Annotated in this window: 13 protein-coding genes and 1 pseudogene; 4 read left to right on the top strand and 10 right to left on the bottom strand. The window is 42.3% G+C overall.

Features of this window, described 5'->3' with window-relative positions; translation table 11 throughout:
• Positions 1-184: 184 nt before the first annotated feature.
• Positions 185-2,467 (bottom strand): glycoside hydrolase family 3 N-terminal domain-containing protein, encoded by a 2,283-nt coding sequence (locus AAA970_RS24575; protein WP_338239552.1) that lies wholly within the window; start codon positions 2,465-2,467, stop codon positions 185-187.
• 676 nt (positions 2,468-3,143) lie between these two features.
• Between AAA970_RS24575 and AAA970_RS24570 the strand changes: the two genes are divergently transcribed.
• A complete protein-coding gene (locus tag AAA970_RS24570) occupies positions 3,144-4,064 on the top strand; it encodes a DUF4380 domain-containing protein (protein WP_338239551.1) in 921 nt (306 codons plus the stop codon).
• 9 nt (positions 4,065-4,073) lie between these two features.
• Positions 4,074-5,006: an alpha/beta hydrolase gene (locus tag AAA970_RS24565; protein WP_338239550.1), complete on the top strand. Its 933-nt coding sequence runs from the start codon at positions 4,074-4,076 to the stop codon at positions 5,004-5,006.
• A gap of 815 nt (positions 5,007-5,821) precedes the next feature.
• Here AAA970_RS24565 and AAA970_RS24560 read toward each other — a convergent pair.
• From AAA970_RS24560 to AAA970_RS24535, 6 genes are all read right to left on the bottom strand, one after another.
• Complete coding sequence (locus AAA970_RS24560; protein WP_338239549.1) at positions 5,822-6,772, bottom strand: phosphotriesterase family protein; 951 nt, start codon at positions 6,770-6,772, stop codon at positions 5,822-5,824.
• Complete coding sequence (locus AAA970_RS24555; RefSeq protein WP_338239548.1) at positions 6,762-8,150, bottom strand: FAD-dependent oxidoreductase; 1,389 nt, start codon at positions 8,148-8,150, stop codon at positions 6,762-6,764. Before AAA970_RS24555 ends, AAA970_RS24560 begins: the two co-directional genes overlap by 11 nt.
• Positions 8,134-8,928, bottom strand: a complete 795-nt coding sequence (locus tag AAA970_RS24550; protein ID WP_338239547.1) for a sugar isomerase domain-containing protein — start codon at positions 8,926-8,928, stop codon at positions 8,134-8,136. The genes AAA970_RS24555 and AAA970_RS24550 overlap by 17 nt, the downstream gene beginning before the upstream one ends.
• Before the next feature lie 2 nt (positions 8,929-8,930).
• A complete protein-coding gene (locus tag AAA970_RS24545; protein ID WP_338239546.1) occupies positions 8,931-9,818 on the bottom strand; it encodes an ROK family protein in 888 nt (295 codons plus the stop codon).
• A gap of 62 nt (positions 9,819-9,880) precedes the next feature.
• Positions 9,881-10,663 carry an SDR family NAD(P)-dependent oxidoreductase gene (locus AAA970_RS24540; RefSeq protein ID WP_338239545.1) on the bottom strand — a complete coding sequence of 261 codons (783 nt, stop codon included), beginning with the start codon at positions 10,661-10,663 and terminating at the stop codon, positions 9,881-9,883.
• Positions 10,663-11,376 (bottom strand): GntR family transcriptional regulator, encoded by a 714-nt coding sequence (locus AAA970_RS24535; RefSeq protein ID WP_338239544.1) that lies wholly within the window; start codon positions 11,374-11,376, stop codon positions 10,663-10,665. The genes AAA970_RS24540 and AAA970_RS24535 overlap by 1 nt, the downstream gene beginning before the upstream one ends.
• Before the next feature lie 733 nt (positions 11,377-12,109).
• On the opposite strand from AAA970_RS24535, the gene AAA970_RS24530 reads away from it, so the two are divergent.
• Complete coding sequence (locus AAA970_RS24530) at positions 12,110-13,699, top strand: ATP-binding protein (RefSeq protein ID WP_338239543.1); 1,590 nt, start codon at positions 12,110-12,112, stop codon at positions 13,697-13,699.
• A 120-nt stretch (positions 13,700-13,819) separates the two neighbouring features.
• Here the strand turns inward: AAA970_RS24530 and AAA970_RS24525 are convergent, their stop codons facing one another.
• From AAA970_RS24525 to AAA970_RS24515, 3 genes and pseudogenes are all read right to left on the bottom strand, one after another.
• On the bottom strand, positions 13,820-15,505 hold the full coding sequence (locus AAA970_RS24525) for an AAA family ATPase (RefSeq protein WP_338239542.1): 1,686 nt from the start codon (positions 15,503-15,505) through the stop codon (positions 13,820-13,822).
• Positions 15,506-15,645: 140 nt separating this feature from the next.
• Positions 15,646-16,170, bottom strand: a pseudogene (locus AAA970_RS24520) (RNA polymerase sigma factor); the annotation flags it as partial.
• Between the two features lie 134 nt (positions 16,171-16,304).
• Complete coding sequence (locus AAA970_RS24515; RefSeq protein ID WP_338239541.1) at positions 16,305-16,559, bottom strand: hypothetical protein; 255 nt, start codon at positions 16,557-16,559, stop codon at positions 16,305-16,307.
• A 52-nt stretch (positions 16,560-16,611) separates the two neighbouring features.
• Here AAA970_RS24515 and AAA970_RS24510 point away from each other — a divergent pair, with 52 nt between their 5' ends.
• Positions 16,612-17,805, top strand: coding sequence for an IS256 family transposase (locus AAA970_RS24510; RefSeq protein WP_420916752.1), 1,194 nt, complete (start codon positions 16,612-16,614; stop codon positions 17,803-17,805).
• The last annotated feature ends 186 nt before the right edge of the window (positions 17,806-17,991 follow it).

Raw genomic sequence — 17,991 nt, 5'->3', positions numbered from 1 at the left:
TATTAATTTGTGACCAACAACAGGATAGATCTGATCAAAAATATCTGTGCAACCTGTAGTCAGGTCAATCCCCTTTCCTTTTTTTGTTTGGTGCTTACCTATATTTTATAGGTAAAAGTATTATATAAAAAAAAGAAAGATGACTGTTCATTTCTCAAAAACAGCCACCATTTCCCTCAACCTATTATTGTACATTTTTGCTAAAGGATGACTTATAGCCTTTTAGCTCAACAGTAACCTCTTGCACGTTATCTGAAGCTGGGCCGACCATGATCTTGAAGGTTCCGTCTTCAACATCAAAGTTCATTTTGTCATTCCAGTATTTAAGGTCATCAAGCGTCAAAGTGAATTTAACTTCCTTCTGCTCGCCTTTTTTCAAAGAGAAACGCTGGAATCCTTTCAATTCTTTAACCGGTCTTGCTACTGAAGCAGCAATGTCTCTGATATAAAGCTGAGTGATCTCGTCGGTATCATAGTTACCGGTATTTTTCACCGTGCAGCTTACCTCCAAAGTATCGTCTGGTCCGAAAGTGGTTTTGTTTACTTTCAATGGACCGTACTCAAATTCAGAGTAAGTCAATCCATGACCAAAAGCGAACAATGGCTCATTCGGTACATCCGACCAAGAATTCAAACCCCATCGTTTGTCGGTGGGATCCAATTTTGGACGACCAGAGCTCAACTTGTTATAGTAAATCGGCACCTGACCCAAAGCATATGGCAAAGTCATTGGCAATTTCGCACTTGGTGATTTTTTACCGAAAACCAAATTAGCGATTGCCTCACCTGCCATGGTGCCTGGTTGCCAACAGTAAAGCACAGCAGGGATTTTGTCAATAACAGAAGTCAATACCAATGGACGCCCCGCCATTACCAACACCGCGAAAGGCTTGTTCAATGCAGCGATTCTTTCGATCAATTCTTCTTGATTACCTGGCAAAGTGATGTCAGCGCGAGAGCCACACTCCCCAGAGTTGTAGCCTTGCTCACCCAATGCCAAAACAATAAAATCTGATTTTTTAGCGATTTCTACCGCCTCATCCATCAAAGCATCAGGACAGTTGCCCCACGCTTCACATGCTTGGCTAAAAATAATTTCCTGATCTTTGGCTTTCACATCGTTGAATCCCTGATCAAGCATAATGGCATCTTCTGGTTTAGAAAATCCAGTCCAGTTACCAATCAAATCCTTGAACTCTCTTGAATTTACCAATGGCCCCATCAAAGCGATTTTCTTTGTTTTTTTAGTGATTGGAAGCGTATGATTTTCATTCTTCAACAATACCATTGACTCTTCCGCCAATTCTAAAGAAGCCTGTTGATGTGCTTTGGTAAATATTTCTTTTTTAAATCTTTTTTTGTTGAAATACTGATAAGGATGATCGAACAATCCCATTTTATATTTATAGGTCAAGATCTTTCTTACTGAAGCATCAACGTCTTTTTCATCAATGTATCCTTCTTCTACCAATTCTGGCAAATATTCCATATATACATTGGCCCAAAGGTCGGTGTCCGAACCAGCAGTAAAGGCTTTGTAAGCAGCTTCTTTTTTGTCGGCCGCATAACCATGAGGGATCAACTCATAAATCGAGTTAGCATCCGATACCATGAAGCCTTTGAATTGCCATTCTTTTCTCAACACTTGCTTCAACAAAAACTCATTCGCTGTCGCTGGAATACCGTTGATTGCATTGAAACCATTCATCATACAAGCGATGCCCTCTTCCTGAGCCGCCTTAAATGGAGGCAAGTAGATTTCTCTTAGCGTGCGCTCTGAAACCTCTGTAGAGTTATACTCCTGCCCACCTTCGGCACGGCCATAAGCTGCAAAGTGCTTGGCTGTAGCCATCATGGTGTTCGGTTTTGAAAGGTCATCGCCCTGAATACCACGCACACGAGCACGGGCAATCTGCGATACCAAATAGGGGTCTTCTCCCCCACCTTCCATCACACGACCCCATCGAGGGTCACGGGCAATATCCAACATCGGAGTGAAGTTCCACATCAAGCCGGCCGCCGTTGCCTCAACGGCAGCAATGCGCTCAGCATTTTGTATTTTTTCCATATCCCATGAAGAGGCCTGCCCAATCGGTGCCGGGAAGATCGTGCGGTAACCATGGATCACATCTGCTCCGTAAAGCATCGGGATTCCAAGGCGAGAACTGTCTACAGCCAATTGCTGCCATTTCTTCATTTGATCCAAATTGGTATAAGGAGTCAATGCGCCCACTTCACCTCTTTTGATCGCTTCGTTCAGATCAATATTCTGTTCGTAAATGTCCGTTGAATAATTTCCCTTTAACTGATTGAGCTGCCCTATTTTTTCCTTGAGGGTCATTTTCTTCAGCAAGGCGTCTACTTTCTGCTCGATTTGCTGGTCATTCATTGCAGGCTGCGCAAAAGCGGTCATGCTGCAAAAAATAAAAAGTACAATCGAGAGATTGATTTTGTAATGAGTATCCATAAAAAATATCCTGTATTTACTAAGCGCATGTTAACCCGAATGATTCACCGCTAAATTTATTCACTAATCGCAAATAATTTATTTTCAGTGTATTAAAACATATTCCTTTGACATTTAATCGCCCAAATTAAGACAAGCTTGCTTTCTCCTCATTCATCTGTTTCGTTGAAAAAACTCGAAATAGGAAACTATTCCTTCATTTTTTCCGCCTTACAGCTAAATGAGAATTCAAGCATGAATATTCCGGGTTTAACAGTCAGAATTCAGAATGAAAATTTGATTATTGCATCAAGCAATAATCAAGTAATTTTCTGGAATTCGAATTCACAGACGGATGATCCACCTTTAAACATGTGCTAACAAAAGAAGAATTTTATCCAAGCTCAAACGTGGAGAAAGAATTTAAATAATGGCACAAATAAACCAGCTGCGATAAATAAATTGTAATAATGGCACTGCAGGCGAAGAATAGCATGATTCCCGAAGTTTTCGGGCAATTATTGCCCTATTATGTAATCACCAAATCTCTTACCAGCACTTCTACCTGAAAAAGGGGACATATCACCTCAATAGGTGTGCACTTATTCTTCCCTTTTTAGAATAATGGAAAAGTTTAGATCTTCCCCAAAAGTAAAATTTATATTCAACAAAGAAGGTGATGTTATATTTCTTAGTTTTGTGGGGAATTATTCCATTTTTTAATAATAACATAAAGAAAAGGGTGATTGAATCAGGCACAATTCGAATCGAAATTGACGGCAATTTCGGCGGACGGGTAAACCAAATATTTTTTAAAGACCGGCCATTATTATTTTCCTCTAAGGAGCACGAAGAGTATTATGGATCTATTTGGTGGCCAAGTCCTCAACGTGACTGGCATTGGCCTCCACCAGCATGTATCGACAAAAACCCCTACAGGGTCGCAATTGGAGAAGATAAGGTTTCAATGCACAGCGTTCCAGTTCAGGGAAGTGATTTAAAACTCCATAAGCAAATTCAAATCATCAATGATCATAAAATTCGGTTTATTTATACCGCTACCAATATTGGTCAACAGCATAAGCAATTTGGACATTGGGAAGTCACAAGGTTATTTAAGGGGGGAAGATTAATATTCCCCGCAGGAAAACCTTTTGAGCAGTCGGCTTATGGAAAACTTCCGGGGACTTTATTTTTTACCCATGGAGATGCCACAGCTAAATTAATAAATGAAAAAGAATACTGTTTTGATATCCCGATCCAAACAACAAATAAAAGCATACCATATACTGAAAAAACTAAATTACTGGCAGATGCGCGCGAGGGTTGGGCTGCGTATTTAAATGAAGGAATACTACTTATTAAACATTTTGGCAACACTCCCCTGGAAGAAATCGCACCTGAGCAAGGAGAGGTAGAGCTATTTGTTAATCCGGAGTTGGATTTCATCGAATTTGAACAGCATGGTGCTTACCAGTTGGTTAAACCTCAGGAGTCATCTATTTGGACTGTGGATTGGTATATTTATCAATACCCGGAAAATTTACCGGATAGTACGCATAATATTCGTGAATTTATATATAGCAAAGTAAATCTTTTGAGTCAAAATTTGGACTAATCTTAAATCATGAAAATAATACTTTTTTTCTTATTAATCCCTTTTTTTGCCATGGCCAATAAGGATAATGATCGTCATCAAATCATCCCATTATATGATGGTGTGCCCCCAAACAGTCTACATGATATTAGAGAGGAAAAACAAGACTTTTCAGATAATATTCTAAAAATATCTCATGTCACCCGACCTACCATTGAAGTATTTTTGCCAACACCAGAAATCGCAACAGGGGAAGCAGTGGTCATCTGCCCCGGGGGTGGTTATTGGATTTTAGCTTATGACCTTGAAGGAACCGAAGTAGCCAAAATGTTCAACGAGCAGGGTATCGCAGCCATAGTTTTGAAATACCGTTTACCCACCAGCCATGAAAGTAAGGTACGTCATGAGTCCGCATTAATGGATGCTCAACGGGCGATAAGAATGGTCAGGAAAAATGCAATACAATGGGGGATCGATCAACAAAAAATTGGCGTTATGGGCTTCTCTGCCGGAGGACATTTGGCTTCAAGTGTGAGTGTACAATATGATTTAGGGAAGGCTAATGATGAGGATCCCGTTGAACGATTTTCCTGCCGACCCGATTTCAGTTTATTAATCTATCCCGTTATCAGCTTTGAGGGTGAATTCGTACACAAGGGTTCCCGTCAAGCCTTATTAGGAGAGCATATCTCCTCTCCTTCTTTACGTAGGCGTTTTAGTGCAGAACGACATGTGGATCGACTGACGCCTCCTTCTTTTTTGGTGCATTCAATTGACGATGATGGAGTTCCCTGTGAAAACAGTATGTTTTATTTCAATGCGTGCAGAGCCGCAGGAGTTAAAACCGAATTACATCTTTTTCCAATGGGGGGACATGGATATGGACTGGGAAAAAAATTTGAAGGCCTGCGAGAATGGCCTCAATTAGCCGTGACCTTTATCCGTCAATTAGAGGGTATTTAAAAGCGCACCATCCGGCTGCAAATTCGAATTATTGGAAGCGATTTTGGATAATTTCTCAACAATAGCATTGCTATGCTTTTATAATAATCCTTTATCGCTTCTGCAGAAATCAAATTTCCGTTGCGAATTTTGCCTTTTAAACACGCTGTTACATAAAGAGATCGGCCAATAAAGATGGCAAAAGTGATTTTAATGGATTTTCACTAGCCCAATTTACCTGTCATTAACCCAAATCAATCATTAATACAAATGATTATTACGATTCTCTGCTATAGATTAAAATTAATAAAAACCATATTTATTAGTCAAAATTTGTAAGGAAGTTTTGAATCCATGGATGATAGAATTGTTATGGAAGAATTTTCAGAGAATAAACTCGCTATCAATAGAGGATTTCCCAAAACAGCTTCCCATTATTCTAATTTGCTTTGGATGGTATCGTTTAAAATAAGTTCTAAACCAATTTATTAACCTCCAGATTCATCAAATCGACCTAAACAACTCATTATCTTTGTTTTTCATTTGAATTTTCCGATTTTTCAATAACCCAAATTTGAGAAAGCTTACTTTTTTCTCATTCATCTGCTTCGCGGGAAAAAACTCGAAATGGTAACCTTTTCTTTTATTTGCCACGCCTTGCAGCTAAAGGAGGATCATTTGTCGATACATATTATGGTTAAATTCCCAGGATGTCAATGACTTTTTAGGTCAAAAATTACGCTTACATTTAGCACTCAACGAACCGGACAATCAAAAAAAGTGATCCATAAAATCGTTCTCACCTACCGATGTTGACCTTATTTTTTATATACAAATTATAAAAAGAAAGAAAATAATTCCATAGGTGTTTGGTGAAAAATATTATTCAAATACTTCTCTTTTCCATTTTCATACAACACCTCCTTTATTTTTGGATACAAATAGCATAAGCCAGGAGTACCGCCGTAAGATTCCCAATAGGCATTTTTTGCCATGTCCATCCCCACAACAATCTGCTCGGGATAACTTTCAATGAGTGCAAGCAACTGATCTACCGAGTGATTGTCCTCTCCTTTCCACCTGAAGAAACTGTCATATTCCAAACTCACTCCCAGATCAAGAATACGGCGGTGCTCATCCAAATCAAGGTTCCTGTCCACATGAGAAAGCACCACATGCCGCAGGTTGGCACCAAGTTCGGCGAAGCGTTTCCCCTGTGCAAATGCCTGTTTCCCAAAATTGGTATGGGTCAAAATCGGTGCTCCTGTCTGCAAGTGCGCATCCACTACAGCGCGAAAAATCATCTGCTGATGATCTGTAAATGCATCATTGTCCGTAGCCAATTTAATCAGCCCCGCTTTATGGTTCGTTCGTTTGATGATCGGACTGCCATAGTCAAATGCGTCAATTCCGAGTTCAATATCATCAATAAACAGTTGCGTTAATTCTTTTTGATTAATATGATATCGCCAGTGATTTTTGGGGTAATATTGCTCGAGGTGTATCCCTGTCGGAATGATCATGTTTACTCCTGTTTTTTTGCTGATCTCTGCCGACAAAACAGGGTTGCGCCCTGCATTCGCAGGCATGGTGTCGACCACCGTCTGTCCTCCCATAGCTTTAAAAGCAGATAATTCCTGCGAAATGCGCTGCTTATCATTAAGCAAAAACTCAGGATGTGCCGCCGTTACGTACCCATCATCAATCACAATATGCTCATGTGAATAGGTCAGCCCGAGTTCTTCTTTAGGAATATCCCCAAGGATGGTTCTTACTTTATTTTTCATAGCTCACTTTATTTTTTGTCCATGCATTTCGGTCGGTTTGTGCAATCTCAGAGGGGCTTTCAAGGACTGCCCCAAGCTTCAACAGGCGATCACAAAGCGTTCCTCGGTTGATGTCCCACGCCCCACAATCCTGTTCAAGCGACAGCACGGCCGAGAGTCCTGCTGCCTGCCCCATCGACATGGTCTGCCCCATGGATCGGCAAGAGGCATGTGCCTGATGGGTAGCCGAAAAACAACGCCCCACCACCCAATCGGTTTGACTTTTTTCAGGGACAATACAACCATAGGGAATGCCGTAAGTCCCCTGATCGGGAATGTATTTCCAGAAGGTTTCAGAACCTCCATCGGGGGTTGATCGATGGTCCTCGACAGGTGCACCACAGATCAGAATCTGATCCTCAAATTGCCTTCTTTGATCAAAATCATCCATGCTCAGGCGATATTTTCCATACACCCGACGGGTTTCCCGAACGCCTATCTGTGTGGACAGCCCGATGATTTTTGAATGCTCGTAGCCAGGGACCATATCACGGAAAAAAGCCTCAAAAATAAATGCCTGACGACGCCCCTCGATTTCGGCAAGGGTCAGACTTTGCGGATCGAGCGCATCATGCCCTGCGACCTTAACTGCAACGGTTGAGACACACCCCATGACATTCATCTCATGTGCAGAACCTTCTTTTCGTGGCAAAGGGTGTTTTCCGCTTTCCACTGCCAAGTGCATCTTTTCTTTCAGCATTTTCTTGCCACCCGCTTCTTCAAACTTCCGCAAGTCCACATTCGCCATTCGAAAAGTGGTTGTCATGCTTTGGGCAACTTCCTGCTCTCCCGCTTTCTCATAATCATGCCCCTTCCAGTGGCAATAATCAGCATCGCCCGAAGCATCAATCACACGTTTACAGATCACCTCAAAAACACCCACTCCCTTATGAAAAAACAGGCATTTTTGCTGCTCACCATAAGGCTCAACGCCAATCAGGGTGCTGTGATAAATCACGTCCACCCCATGACTCAAAAACAGCTCATCCCAGACCCTTTTCAGCCGTTCAGGATTATAATTGACTCCCGTACCTGCACCATAGGTGTTGGGTCGAAGGAAAATATCCCCACTTTCAATCAGGCGATTAACCACCCAGTCGGGTATGCCTCCGACAATCTTCCAAGGACTTTCCCCAGGTGTAAAAAAACCATAGAAGGTATCCAGCATTTGGGTCGAAGTTCCCCCCGCAAAGCCCAGCCGCTCGACAAGCATCACCTTATAATCGGATTGCGCCGCCGCAATTGACGCTACGGCTCCCGCCGACCCACTACCTATGACGAGGATGTCGGTGAATTTTCGGTTGGCAGATGAGCGATGGATATTATACAACGGTTTCATCGGCTCCTATATTTTGGTATTGCTTGGCAATCAATCGGGCATGCTGATCATAAGCCGATTCAAAAAGTTCCGTGGCACGTTGCTGCCCGACAATCTTACCACTGCTCAACACCTTGGGCGTATGCCCCATCTGATGCAACAGTGCCGCGGTTTCCGCCTTGATGCAGTTGATCAAAGCCACGCCTCCGAGGGTACTTCCAGGCGCCACGGGCGTATCCATGCCCTCGATTCTGATCATCGCATCTCCGAGTGGTGCACCCGTGTCCAGCACCAGATCAGCAAAATCCGTCAGCTTTTTACCCCTCGAATCTTTGGAATCTGAACCTTGAAGATGTTCCATAGAAACCAGAGTCACGACCTTCAATCCTTTCTTTTTAAAACCTTCCGCCATCTCAATTGGCGCCACATTGCAACCACTTGAGGAAACTACCAGGGCAGCATCCTGATCCGAAAGGTCAAAATTCCGCAAAATGCGATCTGCCAATCCAGGAACATTCTCCAAAAACATCGCCTGTCGTTGCCCATTGGCACCGATGACGAGGTTATGAAAAGAAAGCGAGAGCTCAACAATGGGGTTGAAACCAGGAAAGGAGCCATAGCGAGGCCACATTTCTTCCACCATCATGCGGGAGTGACCCGATCCAAACAGATGCACCATGTGATCGGTCGCGATGCTCTTAGCAAAGAGTTCCGCTACTTCCTTGATCGTGTCGGACTGTTGGCTCACCACCTGACGGATGCGGTCCATTTGCTCAAGGTATTTTTCAGTATAATTCATCTTTAAGGTAAGTTTGGAATACAAATTTGTTTATTGGCAAAAAGAGCGGCTCCAATGGCTCCCGCAAAATCATCAAATCCTGCGGGTACGATGGGAGTAGATTGCCCATTGGGGCACCACTCATATTGTGTCATGAAGTTATTGAGGGGAGTAAAAAGGTCTGCTTTGGCAAGTGTCAAACCGCCTGCGAGTACAACCGCCTCAGGAGCAAAAGCATTGATCAGGCCGCTTATGCCCACGGCCAATGCCTCCATCATTTTGAGCCATAGCAACTGCCCAAAAGGCTGACCCGATCGATAGGCCTGCAGGATCTTGAGGTTATCCGCAAAAACACCATCGCTACGCTCGGTAGCTGAAAAATTGCCGAGGTGCCATTCCAGACTACCTGGCATTTGGGTCATGGTTTTTCCCAGATTCATCTGCAGGGGGGTATGCCCCAAATGACCCGCCCGCTGTTGTGCTCCCTGATACAACTGCCCGTTGATGATCACGCCCCCACCAACACCCGTACCCAAAGTGAGCAATAAAAGGTGTTCGTATTTATCCCGAAAATGACACTCATATTCAGCCATCGTTGCCGCATGCGCATCATTCAAAACAAACACCTGATCCATGCCCAAAAAGGAACGCCAATCCAGCCCCATAATTCCTGCGAGCCGCTCAGGCAGGCAGACAATCTGATCATTTTCTTTATTGACAAGCCCAGGAGCGGCAATGCCCAGCGCATGAGTCCCGAACCGTTGTTGAACCTGCCCAACAGTCTTTTCAATTGCCGATTGCCAGTCGTCTTTGGTAGGATACTTGGACTGATGCACCACCTGTTGGTTACCGTCAAGCACCACCGATTTGATATAGGTTCCACCAATATCTATTCCATGATAATATTCCATAAGCACGCATTTAGAGTTAAAAAGTAATCTGCCTGCCCCTCGAAACTTACCCCTCAAAAAATCTATGCATATTGACCTTCAGACAAACACCATCCGCCATCAACAGCGAGTACCTGCCCAGTCATAAAATTATTGTCCGTCGAAAGAAACATCTTTACGGCATCATTCAAATCCTTGTCAATCCCCATTCTTCCACCGTCCAAAGGCTGCTTCGTTTTAATGAAAGCTTGAATTTGGTCATCCTCCTTTGCACGCTGTGCCATGGGGGTTTCCACCAGTGCAGGCGCAATCACATTGACCTGAATACCATCCTTGGCATAATGTGCCGCAATACTTTTACTGAAACCGATGATGGCAGACTTGGTCGCCGCATAGGCATGGGTGGTGAAATAGGCAGGGCTCGGAGAAAAGCCGAGTACTGAACCCATATTCAGGATTTTGCCTGCAATGCCGTGCTTCAAAAAGTATCGGATAATCGCCCGATTGGAAAGCATGATGCTGGTGAGGTTAAGCTCAAAAGTCTTGTTCCAGCCCTCATGCGTCATCTCATGCAAGGGGCCATCACCGAAGCGTCTGCCACTGCCTCCCGCCACATGGTACAGCCCGTCGATCCTGCCCCAATGATGGTGCATTATTTCGATCGCTGCTTCAATCGTTTCGGCTTGACAAGCATCCCCGACATGCCCCATACACGATTCGCCAAGTGCACGCTGTGCAGCTTCAACAGTATCCTGATTTCTACCGATAATCATCACTTTTGCCCCCGCATTTACCAGAGCTTCTGCGGCGGAAAATCCCATTCCCGTACTGCCGCCAACAATCAAATAGTGGTTAGATTTTATCATTATACAGAAATTAAAAAATGTTCCGTTTTACAATACACCGTAGAGAAAAGCACCACATTGGGGTCATTGGTGTGCAACACCCGATCTACCCGAAGGATGGGAAAACCGACCGAAACCTCAAGGTGCGCGGCGATCTCGGCAGTACAAGCAATCGCCTGAAAAGCCTGATTGACCTTCATGATTTCCACCCCACAAGCATGATCCAAAAACTGGAAAATAGAAGTGGTTGAAAAATCAGGAATATCTGCCTCGGTCATTTCCATGCCAGCAATATAAGTATGCTCAATCATGACCGCTTCCTTATCCATTCCCCGCTTTCGGAAAACACCGATGACCGAATCGAACTCATTCGCCTCCTCAAAGAGCGTTTTCAAATCTGCGGGAATCTCTACCCACTGAGTCGCTGAAAGCAAGTCCGTCCATTGATCTACATTCAACTTCTTGGACAACTCACTGAAGCCCTGAAGCGAAAGCAAGCCCACCGTTTTTCGATTACGAACCACCTTGCTCCTTTTTCCTCTGTGCCGAACAATCAAGCCCTGATCCGTCAGCGTTTGTAGCGCCCTTCTGACCGTCATCCTGCTGCATTGATACTGTTCACACAGCTCCTTTTCCGTCGGTAAGTGCGCACCGATTTCAAACTGCTTCTCGGTGATCTGCCGAGACAGGTCCTTTGTAATTAACTCACTTGTATATTGTTTGGCTTGTTCCATGATGAAACTAATGTACAACAAAAAAGTTGTCTAGACAACTTCCTTGAGAAAGTCATTGGATTACTCCAGTTACTTTTGCCCTACACTTACCTATCAAAATTGATCTAAGCCGAATTATTCATGGCTAGATACATCCCGTTACTTTCCGTGACTTTATTTATTTAGATTTGTAAATACTGTGTTTCCTAATTTTCCATTAGCCCAAAATTGGTTAAGCTTGCTCTCCTCATTCACCTGTTTCGTTTGAAAAATAAGATATAGAAAACTATACTTCATTTCTCATCCTTGTACATTAAAGAAGGATTCCAACATGCCTATCCGGGCTAAGCCCCCTGGGTTTCTGAAAAAATTACACTGTTCATTGACTAACTCTTTTCATATCAGCAGAGAAAGAAATCCACCCTGGCTAACTAGAGGCAATTGAGCAGCGAAGCAAAAAGCTCAGCGATGACCAAGACCGTGATTAACAGCCATAATTCGCAGCAAAAATTTAAAGTCTTGCAGAAAGGATACCGGATTATTTTGAGAGAATAACATCGCTATTGAGGAGGAATTATCCGAAATCGCTTCCAATAATTCGAATTTACAGCCGGATGGTGTGCTTTTCAACGCGCTTTGGTGGAAATAAAAAGTGCAACCAAGTTTAACCACCAAAATAAGCTTATCCACATTTCACCCCCCTTTCCTAAAAAATCAGTATCTTTAACCACCAATTCAAAATTTGGATAATCCCATGAACCAAAGAAAAGCATTACCGATCGGAATACAGACGTTTGAAGACCTCCGCATCAAGGAAGCGAATTATGTTTATGTTGATAAAACTCAACATATCCATAATATGGTTGCTTTGCCCAAAGGTTATTACTTCCTGTCACGTCCGCGCCGTTTCGGAAAATCCATGCTTTGTTCAACCTTGAATGCACTTTTTGAAGGAAAGCAAGAACTGTTCGAAGGCTTATATATTTATGACAAATGGGATTGGGCGCAAAGTTATCCTGTGGTTCGGATCGACTTGAGCGGGGTGAATTACAAATCGGTTGAGGACTTAGAAAACCATTTAACCAATAGTCTGATTGACAACTGCCATAAGCATGAGCTGGCCTTTGAGACTTTCAAAAAATTAGGCCATGGCCCACAGCTATCAGAGCTGATTCAAAGGCTGTATGAAAAGTACAATACCAAGGTGGTCATCCTCATTGATGAATATGACAAACCCGTGCAAGATACGCTATCCAATGATGACCAATTAGCTTCTGAATCTTTGGATGTTTTGCGAGGGTTCTATTCGGCTATCAAGGCATCGGATCAATACACCCGTTTTTGTTTCATGACAGGCATTACCAAATTCACAGGAGTTGGACTGTTCAGTGGGGCTAATAATTTTAAAGACATTACGCTGAGCCCTCAATACGGAGCAATCTGCGGTTTTACACAAAATGAGTTGGATTCATGTTTTGGGGACTTCTTCGATCATCTCGATATGGAAGAGGTAAAAGCATGGTACAATGGCTATAATTTCCTCGGAGAGTCAGTTTACAATCCTTTCGACATATTGTTGTTCCTTAGTGAAAATGGTGCGTTTGACAATTATTGGTGGGACTCAGGACAGCCTAATTTCTTAATTAAAATGTTCGAGAAGGGAGTTTATGAAACTTATGAACTTGATAATCTGGAGCTTTCATCTCAGGAGCTGAAGCAGTTTTCATTATCGAATCTAAATTTGGTTTCATTGCTTTGGCAAGCGGGTTATCTGACGATTACTGAAGTCATTCAAGAGCCATACGGCGGGAAAAGCTATGTACTATCGACCCCGAACAGAGAGGTTCAGATGACCCTTAACATGCTTTTTCTGATGAGTCTGACGACGGTAGAATCCAATCGCCTATTGAAAAGAAATGATGCCATCCGAAGCCTATACAAAAATGACCTAAGTCAATTTGAGGCAAGTGTTCGGGCGATGTTTTCAGCCATTCCATTCAACAACTATGTGCAAAGCAACATCCAAAAATATGAAGGCTACTATGCTTCGGTGATGTTCAGCTTTTTGGCAGGACTTGGGCTAAAATGCCGCACTGAAGAATCCACTTCCAAGGGACGCATTGATATGATCTTGGAAACACCCACCCATATTTATGTGGTTGAATTCAAGGTAAATGCCCCGAAGCCTGAGAACAACAAAAAAGGAGAAGCCATCCATCAGATCCACGAGAAAAAATACTATAGCCCCTATTTAAATGATGGGCGAAAAATCATTTTGATCGGTATGCACTTCAATGAGCAGGAGCGTAATTTGGATTGGTTTGAGGTGGATGAGACTATTTAATGTAACCAAGAATAAAGCCTTGCGATAACAGAGATAACCCCATTGAAGTAGGTTGATCTTTCACCTATCGAAAATGATCACCCTTTCTTTAACATCCTTCTCATGATAGCCAACAATCCGTCATTTTTTATCCCAGGCACAAACAACTTCTTTCCCATCAAAAGCGACGCCCATGGCTAATATCTCAGTATGACCTGACTCGATCAGTTCCGTGTAATATTGCTTGGTTTTGATTTGCTTCAAAGCGATATCTGCCAACTCGGCTAGGCTTTGTTTAATATCCAGATTCTTCTTTTTAAACTCTAAAATCCATGCTTTCGGATTGGTGTAATCTTTGGGAAAAATAATGATATCCGATCTACCCAAGCCACTTTCGCGATTGGATTTAACATGATATTCTTCGCTCAAATGTGCCATCAAGCCCAGCATAAAGGCGTGATAAATCTTTTCGGGAGATTCTCCCCGATGGTCAAAATCAAAAAAGCTAAAAGAATTCAGGAAGAACCGCTCCAACAGATCTGCAAAAGTTGCGGGTTCCTGACGTAAAAAGGATTCGATCAACAGGTTTTGTTTAATCGAAGTCGCATCGAGATAGTGCTTCAAAATCCGCTGATACATCTGCTTAATTTCCAGGTTGGGGATGCGCAGTTTCTTCTTTCTGGTTTCCGAATATGACGCGGTGGTCAGATAACCACTAAAGAGCAACAAGCCTAAAACCATTTCGGACTTTCCATCATACAATTCCTCAAATACCATGGAGTCTTCTACCTCTGCCTCGACCGTTTTTCCTTCCAAAAGTCCAAATAGCAGATCCTGGGTGATCCTATCCGATTTGGGCAATATTTCTTTAATCAGGTCGTTGGAAGAAGTATTCACCCAGTAAGGGATTAATCCATCCTGCAAATGAGCCACAAAATTCAATATTGACCAAGGGTTGTACATTTGGCTTTTCCCGCCAAAGGAATAGCCATTGTACCAGTGGGCCACCTCTTCCCGACGCGCTGAACTACCCGAATCCATCAACAACTGATCGACTTCTTCCTGCGTCAAGCCAAAACAGTCCGAAAACTGATGATTCAAAATTGAATAGGTAACAATATTGTTTAATCCCGAAAAGATATTTTCCTTCGCCACACGAAGAATACCCGTGATCACCCCTTTGGTCAGGTTTTCATTGTCCTTAAAGCCTGCCGAGAGGAAATTACGCATGAAAGAGATCATTTCCTCCAAATATCCATTTTTATAAGAAGCATGGATAGGCGCATCGTATTCATCAATAAGAATGACCGGGCCCACCCCATGGTATTTATATAAAAAATTACCTACTTCCCCCAAAAACTCCTCAAGGTCATAACGATCTAACTGCCCTTTTTTAAGCTGATCCAGATAGTCACGTTCGTGATCCTCCAAATGATCAGACGTCAGCAAATAGGAAAACTCATCCAACACGTACTTTTGAAGCATCCGACTCAATTTCTTTATTGTCCCCTCAAAAGAAGCCTGTTTTAAATCCTTAAAACTCAAAAAAATCACTGGATACTTTCCCTGATGCTTCCATGCCTCGGACTGCTCAATGGCTAATCCTTCAAATAGCGTGCTATTCTCCTCTGCTTGTTCAATGTTGAAAAAATAACTAAGCATGCTCATGTTAAGTGTCTTCCCAAAACGGCGGGGACGTGGAAAAAGAGATACCTTCGCCTGATTATCACTCATTAATCCTTCAATCATAGCGGTCTTATCGATATAATATGCCTGTTGCTCGATAAGCTCTTTGAAGTCCGATGAACCGATAAGGATGTGTTTCATGATGCTGCTTGTGCGATTTTCATGCAATATAAATATTTTTCAAGGAAATCGCTTTTATCATCGATGCACCACTACCCTTAACCTCCCGGATGCACAACATGCTTTGCTCGTAGGCTCCTGTATTCGCTCCCATCAAAAAATCACCCCATTAAAAAGTATAAACTTATTATCAATAAAGTAACCACCTTCACCATCACGGTTTTCAATTTATCCAGTCCGCGAGTAACCAAATTTCGGGCGGACTGCTCATTGACTTCCATTACCTGAGCGATTTCTTCATAGGAGAAATTATTATAGAATTTAAGGATCAAGGCTTCGTATTGGCGAGCGGACAAACCGTTCATCTCGGATTTGAGCGATTGGATGTGTTCATCCCTGCTTTCATCGGCAATGATTTTTTCCTGAACATTGAGGGATTCAAATGCCTGATCGAGGCTCAGGTCATAGTCAAAGATTTTTTTGCGGTCAGCGAGCTGATCGTTTTTAACAATTTTTCGGCGTAAGGATCTGAAGAGATAGAACTGTACAGAGGTGGTGTCCGAAAGCTTCTCTTTGTATTTCCATAAATCTAAAAATAAATCATGGATAGCATCTTCAACCACATCGTGATCCTGAGCGATTTTCTTTCCATAACTATAGAGCCGATTAAAAAATGTTTGGTATAGCGATTCAAAAGCGAGATAATTTCCCTTTTGGACTTGCTTCTAAAGTAATTGTTCTTCCATAGGTCATGTCTTTCTATTAAAATAATAAAATTTAAATAAAATTTAAATAAAAGCTAACATAAAACCTTAGAAAATTACATCAATCCCTTCTGATAGACCAATAGGCATGCTCCACTTTTCAGCACTTTTGGAGGACTACTAACTACCTCATTATAAATATTTAGAAATTTATCATATTTAAAAACATCGTTTGCACTTACCGTTTCTTCACCAATATTCACCCATAACTCAATCTTTGTATTATTATAAACAAAGGGCAAGCGTAAAAGCCCGATGAGACTGTAAAATAAACGCTGTCCATATTTGTTAAATTTATAACTTGCAAACATTATGGATACTTACCAGAACAAAGACCAGCAGTCAGAAACTAATTTCGAAGAGATGCGCGATTTAGCCATCAAGCAACTTAAATCAGGCAAATCCTTGACAGGAGAAGGTGGCGTTTTTGCCCCTTTACTTAAACAATTCCTAGACAGTGCTTTGGAGGCTGAGATGGAAGCGCACTTGCGAAAGGAGAAGCAGTCTGACAAGAAAAATAAAAGAAATGGTAAGCGAAAGAAAACGGTTAAAACCTCAGCTGGAAAGGTTGAACTAATCACTCCTCAAGATAGAGAGAACAGTTTTCAGCCTGAAATTGTGCCTAAACGTTCGACTGTTTTAGCAGATAGTCTATCCGCTAAAATCACGGCTCTTTATGCTAAGGGGATGAGTCTTAGGGATATTTCCGAGTACATTGAAGACATGTATGACACGAAAGTAAGCGCACAAACGCTCTCTTCGATAGTTGACAAGATTTTACCAGAAGTTAAAGCCTGGCAAAACAGAGATCTTAAATCGGTGTATCCCATTGTCTGGATGGATGCATTTCACTTTAAGGTGAGAGGAGAAGATGGTCGGGTAACTAGTCGAGCCGTTTACAATGTTCTTGCACTGGATGAAGAAGGTAAGAAAGAATTAATTGGCATGTATGTATCTGAATCCGAGGGCGCTAAGTTTTGGCTAAATGTTCTGACTCATCTAAAAAATAGAGGGGTTGAAGATATTTTGATTGCCTGTACCGATAACCTGAAAGGTTTTTCAGAAGCCATCCAGAGCATCTTTCCAAAAACTGAAATTCAGAAATGTGTCATTCACCAGATTCGTAATTCGACTAAATATGTGGCCTCCAAAGATCAAAAGGAATTCATGAAAGATCTTAAACTGGTCTATAAGGCAACAACTAAGGAAGTGGCTGAAACAGAGCTAGGCAACCTGAAAAATAAGTGGGGCGGTAAATATCCGGTGGTGATCGAGTCCTGGGAACGTAATTGGGAGGAATTAACCCATTACTTTCAGTATGATACGCACATCCGTAAGATGATTTACACCACCAATGCGGTAGAGGGTTTTCATCGTCAGGTTCGTAAAATCACCAAAACCAAGGGTGCTTTTACCAACGATAATGCGTTGCTAAAACTCATCTATCTGGCTTATATGAACATCTCCAAAAAATGGACCTCTGCTGTTCAAAACTGGGGAATAACCGCTCAGCAGCTTAGAATCCACTTCGGAGACAGAATGCCAATGGATATCTGATCCCACAGAAAACAAAGTGTCAGATACAAAAATAAGAGATGAGCGCATCCACGCAAGGGTATATAAATAGGCTCCTTCGTCGCCTACCCTTGCATGGAGCCAGCACATCTCTTAAAAAGTACTGAACACTTGGCTTTCAAAAGAAATAATCTGATATTATTTCTTTAGCTTAGCAGGGCTTATCTG

This window comes from Persicobacter diffluens (genome assembly GCF_036244895.1).
GTDB lineage: Bacteria > Bacteroidota > Bacteroidia > Cytophagales > Cyclobacteriaceae > Persicobacter > Persicobacter diffluens.
Note: the sequence above shows the minus strand (reverse complement) of the source record. Positions and strands in the feature narration are given on the sequence as shown.

Excerpts from the sequence above, each read along its gene's own strand:
- AAA970_RS24550 (WP_338239547.1), bottom strand. The coding sequence starts at position 8,928 with ATGAATTATACTGAAAAATACCTTGAGCAAATGGACCGCATCCGTCAG.
- AAA970_RS24565 (WP_338239550.1), top strand. The coding sequence starts at position 4,074 with ATGAAAATAATACTTTTTTTCTTATTAATCCCTTTTTTTGCCATGGCC.
- AAA970_RS24515 (WP_338239541.1), bottom strand. The coding sequence starts at position 16,559 with ATGTTTGCAAGTTATAAATTTAACAAATATGGACAGCGTTTATTTTAC.
- AAA970_RS24545 (WP_338239546.1), bottom strand. The coding sequence starts at position 9,818 with ATGGAATATTATCATGGAATAGATATTGGTGGAACCTATATCAAATCG.
- AAA970_RS24525 (WP_338239542.1), bottom strand. The coding sequence starts at position 15,505 with ATGAAACACATCCTTATCGGTTCATCGGACTTCAAAGAGCTTATCGAG.
- AAA970_RS24540 (WP_338239545.1), bottom strand. The coding sequence starts at position 10,663 with ATGATAAAATCTAACCACTATTTGATTGTTGGCGGCAGTACGGGAATG.
- AAA970_RS24555 (WP_338239548.1), bottom strand. The coding sequence starts at position 8,150 with ATGAAACCGTTGTATAATATCCATCGCTCATCTGCCAACCGAAAATTC.
- AAA970_RS24575 (WP_338239552.1), bottom strand. The coding sequence starts at position 2,467 with ATGGATACTCATTACAAAATCAATCTCTCGATTGTACTTTTTATTTTT.
- AAA970_RS24510 (WP_420916752.1), top strand. The coding sequence starts at position 16,612 with ATGCGCGATTTAGCCATCAAGCAACTTAAATCAGGCAAATCCTTGACA.
- AAA970_RS24535 (WP_338239544.1), bottom strand. The coding sequence starts at position 11,376 with ATGGAACAAGCCAAACAATATACAAGTGAGTTAATTACAAAGGACCTG.
- AAA970_RS24530 (WP_338239543.1), top strand. The coding sequence starts at position 12,110 with ATGAACCAAAGAAAAGCATTACCGATCGGAATACAGACGTTTGAAGAC.
- AAA970_RS24560 (WP_338239549.1), bottom strand. The coding sequence starts at position 6,772 with ATGAAAAATAAAGTAAGAACCATCCTTGGGGATATTCCTAAAGAAGAA.